At 35.7% G+C, this 805-nt stretch carries 2 protein-coding genes; both read right to left on the reverse strand.

Going from position 1 to position 805, the window contains the following annotated elements:
• Positions 1-541, reverse strand: a 541-nt coding sequence (locus AC1DUW_RS30985; RefSeq protein WP_477644476.1) for a sodium:solute symporter family transporter, incomplete at its 3' end; no start/stop codon positions are given.
• Positions 538-738, reverse strand: coding sequence for a DUF3311 domain-containing protein (locus AC1DUW_RS30990; protein WP_053346153.1), 201 nt, complete (start codon positions 736-738; stop codon positions 538-540). The genes AC1DUW_RS30985 and AC1DUW_RS30990, both read right to left, overlap by 4 nt.
• Between the last annotated feature and the right edge of the window lie 67 nt (positions 739-805).

Genomic DNA, 805 nt, shown 5'->3' on the forward strand with positions numbered 1-805 from the left:
ATGCTGAGCCATGAATACCTGATATCATTACATAAGTTGTTACAACGATAGCACCTATTATACTAGCTGCAACTGGTGAAATTGCTCCGTAAGAAGCTTCTGAAACAATTATCCCTAACCCTTTGAGTTGTATAACTATATAAGGTACAAGTGCCAAACTTCCCAAAACAGCCACTAACATCCCCATTGAACGACTGCTGTATTTTGATGCAAAATAATCTGGCTGAGAAATAATTGAATGTTGCTTTGAATATCTCCATATTTTGGGCACTAACCAATAAGATAGTACATAGGCTAAGAATATATATGCAGGAACGTAATAAGCCGCTGCTCCTTTTGAGTAAGCCCATCCACTTCCACCGAGAAACGTAAATGTTGTATAAATTTCACCTGCAATTAGTAGAAAAATAAAGAATGTACCGAAGCCCCTGCCGCCTACGGCAAATTGCTCCATATCCATATCCTTTCCTTTTCTTGCTTTTATCCCTAAATAAAGAGCTAGAACTAAGAAGATAGCAATAATAAATAATGAGATATTCATTCTAGATCACTCCCTTTATTATCAGGATCGAACTTATATACAATCATTAAAATAACCGAAGCCATCACCATCCAAAATGCAACCCAAAATAACAAAAAAGGCATTCCTAATATGTAAGGTTCTATTTTATTTGCATAGGGCAGAAAAACTAAAAACCCTATGAATGGTACCCAGAGCAATAGCTTAATAGCATTCAAATTATACCCTCCCTGTAATTCGTAGGTTCAATAGTTAATCTTTAGATAAAGTGAATCACCATCAGTA

The sequence above is a fragment of the Peribacillus sp. P4_C12 genome, from assembly GCF_056402095.1.